Genomic DNA, 4,841 nt, shown 5'->3' on the forward strand with positions numbered 1-4,841 from the left:
TGTCCGAATATTGTCCGCATGGGCGGCATCCTTAAGGTAAACATAGTATTTCCCGTCTACCTTAATCACATAACCACCCTTGATTTCATTGACAATGTCTGCATCCTTCAACTGATAATTCGGATCTTTCATAAGCAGTTCTTCACTGATGATAGCATCATAAGGAACCTTGCCATTATAGTAGTGATAATGGTCTCCATGAGAGGTTACATAACCTTGATCCGTAATCTTGATGACGATTTGCTCGGCATTTATACCTTCTTTTTTACTGACTTCATCAGGTGTCAAATTTTCTGCCTTTTGACCAGCCTGATCACCGTCTATATAAGCAACTCGATTAGAATCTTTCTTAACATGACCAGCTTGATACCGTCCAAGCTCATATGAACAAACACTTAGGGCAAGGACTACCACTGAACCTGCTACATATTTTTTATTGATTTTCATTCTTTTCTCACTTTAATTCTTCTGCTAGAACACTCATATTTTCTTCAAGATTTTCTAGGTAAGTCTTGTCATTTTGTGGGTCTGCCTCTAAAGGATTCAGAGTTTTAAGACCCACACCTGTTGATTTGACAAGAGTTTCAGCTACTTTTGAAGAAGCGTTACTTTCTGTAAAAATCGTCTTAACCTTATAGGTTTTAACAAATTCCTGAATTTCTGTAAGTTGTCGTGGACTTGGTTCTTGTTCAGGAGAGATGCCTGCAATACCAAGTTGATTAAGTCCAAATCTCTTCGCTAGATAAGAAAAGGCTGTATGTTGTGTTACAAAAGTTTTCTGACTCGCTTTTTCAAATTTAGGCTGGAATTTCTTAGTCAATTCTTGAGCTTTTTTGATAAAGGCTTGCGCATTTTTCTGATAAGTTTCTTTATGCTCACTGTCAATCTCTGAAAGTTTGTCAGCGATAATCTGGGCTTCTTCGCCAGCTTTTTCAGGATCTAGCCAAGTGTGAGGGTCATAGAGCGTTTTTTCATCAACTCCATCACCTGCTTCCACATCTTCTAGACCAGGGACACGATCCAATGTCATTCCTTCAGAAGCCTCTAAAACCTTAACTTTGGATTTTTTGAGATTTGGATCCAGACTTCCTGCCCAAGATTCGAGCGTATGCGAATGGTAGACAAATACATCTGCATCATAGATGGCTGCAATATCATTTGCTGAAGGTTCAAAGGAGTGAATTCCGCTACTTGACTGAATCATTCGAACATTATTCAAATCTCCAGATACTTCCTTGACCATAGCATAGACAGGGTAAAAACTGGTTACAATTTTCATCCCTTTCCCAGTCTGGCTTTCCTTTTGACCACAAGCCCCTAAACACAAAAGAAAGACACTTAACAATACTAAAAATAAATTTTGTTTCTTCATAAACAACCCCTTAACTATTTAATTAACTGGTAAACATTCTACTCCTAAAAAATTAATCTGTCAAGCTATTTTTAGAAAAAATTTGAAAATTTCTTTCACATATAAAAATCTGCTGAATTTCAACAACTCAACAGATTCTCACTTTATATACTCAATGAAAATCAAAGAGCAAATTAGGAAGCTAGCCGTAGGTTGCTCAAAACACTGTTTTGAGGTTGTAGATAAGACTGACGAAGTCAGTCACATATATACGGCAAGGCGAAGCTGACGTGGTTTGAAGAGATTTTCGAAGAGTATTATTCTTCTATGGTAGAATGCTTATAACCATAAGTAAAGTAAATAAGACTTCCTATCAACAAAGCAATGAGGAAAGCAATCCAGGTTTCCATATTATACTGCAACATAAATGAGAGACAAATAATGATTGATAGAATTGGTAATAAGGGTACCAAGGGTGTTTTAAATTCTCCAGCTTTGGGCATCCCCTTTTCTCTCCGTAAGCGAATCAGGCCGTAAGCTAGCATAATCAAGTAGGCTAGGGTACAAATATTTAAGAAGGCTGCGATACTAGCAAGTGGGAACATTCCTGCTGCTACTGCTGAAGCTAGACCTGTCAAGATAGTAGCATTTTTGGGTACCTTACTTGTCTTGGTTAGTTCTTTAAATACAGCAGGCATTAAGCCGTCACGTGCTAAACTGTAAATCATACGTGATAGGGCATAGGTCATCGAGATACAAACCGTAATCAAGGTCAAGATAGCCACTAATGACACATAGTTAGCTGCCCAACCAATCCCAAGGCTACGAAGAGCAAAGGCAACGGCATCATCGACATTTAGATGACTATAGTAAACAACACCAGTCAAAACAAGCGTCACCAAGGCATAAAGAATGGTTACGATAGAAAGCGATAAGACAATTCCTCTAGGAATATTTTTTTGAGGAGTCTTGACTTCATCTACAGCCATAGAGATGGATTCGAAGCCTAAAAATCCAAAGAACATCAAGGAGGCACCAGCCATAATACCAGTACTAGCACCATAGATTTGTCCAAAACCATAAGGAGCAAAATTACTCCAATTATCAAGTTTGATATGCCAGATTCCTACTAAAACAAAGAGAGCTAAAGCGGAAAATTTCAAAATCACTAGAATAGAATTAAAGCGTAAGGCAGCCTTGGCATTAAGTAAAACAAGCGAGGTAACTAAAACTAAGACAAGAATAGGTAATAAATCAACAAACGTGCCAGCTTGAGGATTAAAGGTACCATTTAAAGCCTGAGGAAGGGCTATCCCGTATTGAGAGAGCAAGCCTTTAAAATAAGCTGCCCAACCCGAAGCCACACCAGATATGGCTGTCATGAATTCCATCATGGTTAACCAGCCAGCCAACCAGGCTGGAAATTCTCCCAAGATAGCATAGAGATAACTGTAGGCACCACCTGTAGCAGGTACTCGTGAAGCAAATTCTGCAAAAAAGAGGGCTGACAATCCCACACACAAGGCAGAAATAACAATTGAAATCACTAGGGCTGGACCCGCTAGAGTCGCGGCTGCAGTACCTGTTATTGTAAAAACACCAGTTCCTACCATGGCTCCGATACCCAGCAAAATCAAATCCCATAACTTCAAATGCCTATGCATCTCCGTTTTATCTAAACTAACATTTTTTGTTCTAAATATATTCATCTCTCACTCCAAAATAAAATGATGATTCTATTTTACCATAAATATAGGATATTTGTGAATATTTATAAAATAATTTTCTAAAAAAATCTGACTACATATTGTAATCAGATTTTTATCTATTCTAGTTCATTTCTTTAAATGCTGCTTCTGCATCCGCGTTGCTGATAACACCAAATTGAATCTTTCCAATCTTTCCTTGACTATCAATTAGGTATTCTGTAGGAATGCTTCGAATTTGATAAGCTTGGAAGGTAGTTGCTTTGGTATCATAAAGTACTGGGATATCCTTATAACCTTGATCTTGGAACCATTGTGGGAATTGCTCGACAGTTTTTTCACCTTGAATTCCTGGTGCAATGACACTAAGAATTTCAAAATCGCGATCTGGTTTTGCAGCTAATTCCATCAACTCTGGCATACTTTTCTTACATGGACCACACCAGGAAGCCCAAAACTTCAAATAGACTTTTTTACCCTTATAATCAGATAACTTAACTTCTTTACCATCCATGGACTGCAAAGTGAAGTCTGGAGCATCTTTTCCAACAGCAATTTGTTGTACGGACGTTTGTTGCTGCTGTTTTGGGGATTGTTGTGGAGCTTGAGTCTTTTTAGTTTCTTCCTCACCACAAGCCATCAATACAACTACTGACAAGAGGCTTAAACCAGCAAACATTATTTTTTTCATCTTTTTCTCCTTTATTCAAAAATTCCAGCTAGAACATTTACTTGTCCTAATAGTAACAAAATTCCCATTAAAATAATAAGGAAACCACCAATTTTCTTTAGTAGCATCATATGACGTTTGATTTTACTAAAATAAGGCATCACTACACCTGAAGCTAGAGCCAAGACCAAGAAAGGAATAGCCATCCCTAGAGTGTAAATAAGAGTATATATGGCTCCTTGCCAAGCACCATTGCCTCCAGAAGCCGCAAGCGCTAAAACAGAACTTAAAACTGGACCAATACAAGGCGTCCAACCAAAGCTAAAGGTAATACCAAGTAAAAATGCTGACCAATTACGATTAGAATCTGATTTTTTAAAGGTAAAGCTTTTTTGAACCTCTAATTTCTTAAAATGAAAAATTTCCATCTGGTGAAGTCCTAAAATGATGATAATTGTGCCCATAACATATCGAAACCAATTTGCATAGAGAATATTACCAAAGTAACCAGCACCAAATCCTAGAATAAAGAAAATAAGAGAAATACCTGCGATAAAGCAAAGCGTCCGAATCAAACCTGACCAGAGAACCTTTCTCCCAAACAAAGAAAAACTTTTTGCGCTTTCCTGATCATCCAGCAAAATTCCAGTATAAACTGGTAACAGAGGAAAAATACAAGGGGAAAAGAAAGACAAGACCCCTGCTAAAAAAACGGAGATTGAAAATACTATCGTTTCCAATAAAGAACCAACTTTCTTAATAATTCATATCCTATTGTACTATAATCAAGTTTATTTGTATGATTTCTGCTACGCAAATTGAATTAGCCTATACATGAATAGTCATTTCGGCCACTAGTTATACTCTTCGAAAATCAAATTTAAACCACATCAGCGTCGCCTTACCGTACTCAAGTACAGCCTGCGGCTAGCTTCCTAGTTTGCTCTTTGATTTTCAGGCTCTATAATATTTGTAGTGGGTAAATCCCCTATGGATATTATGGAGCCTATTTTGTTGTAGAAAAAAAGTCCCATAAGATCTATAATGAAAAGCGACAAAACAACTCATTAGAAAGATTCATATGGAACAATTACATTCTATCACAAAACTACTC

5 protein-coding genes are annotated in these 4,841 nt (G+C 37.4%); all 5 read right to left on the bottom strand.

The genetic code is table 11. The features are described 5' to 3' along the window. Window positions 1-447, bottom strand: a 447-nt coding sequence (locus CJ239_RS05590; RefSeq protein WP_142366996.1) for a pneumococcal-type histidine triad protein, incomplete at its 3' end; no start/stop codon positions are given. A gap of 7 nt (window positions 448-454) precedes the next feature. Next, window positions 455-1,372, bottom strand: a complete 918-nt coding sequence (gene adcAII, locus CJ239_RS05595) for a zinc-binding lipoprotein AdcAII (RefSeq protein ID WP_102210820.1) — start codon at window positions 1,370-1,372, stop codon at window positions 455-457. 296 nt (window positions 1,373-1,668) lie between these two features. After that, a complete protein-coding gene (locus CJ239_RS05605; protein WP_102210822.1) occupies window positions 1,669-3,060 on the bottom strand; it encodes an APC family permease in 1,392 nt (463 codons plus the stop codon). Window positions 3,061-3,181: 121 nt separating this feature from the next. Further along, a complete protein-coding gene (gene sdbB, locus CJ239_RS05610) occupies window positions 3,182-3,748 on the bottom strand; it encodes a thiol-disulfide oxidoreductase-associated lipoprotein SdbB (protein WP_102210823.1) in 567 nt (188 codons plus the stop codon). A gap of 11 nt (window positions 3,749-3,759) precedes the next feature. Further along, window positions 3,760-4,467, bottom strand: coding sequence for a thiol-disulfide oxidoreductase-associated membrane protein CcdA2 (ccdA2, locus tag CJ239_RS05615; RefSeq protein ID WP_102210824.1), 708 nt, complete (start codon window positions 4,465-4,467; stop codon window positions 3,760-3,762). Window positions 4,468-4,841 lie beyond the last annotated feature (374 nt).

This window comes from Streptococcus sp. UMB0029 (genome assembly GCF_002871495.1).
Lineage (GTDB): Bacteria > Bacillota > Bacilli > Lactobacillales > Streptococcaceae > Streptococcus.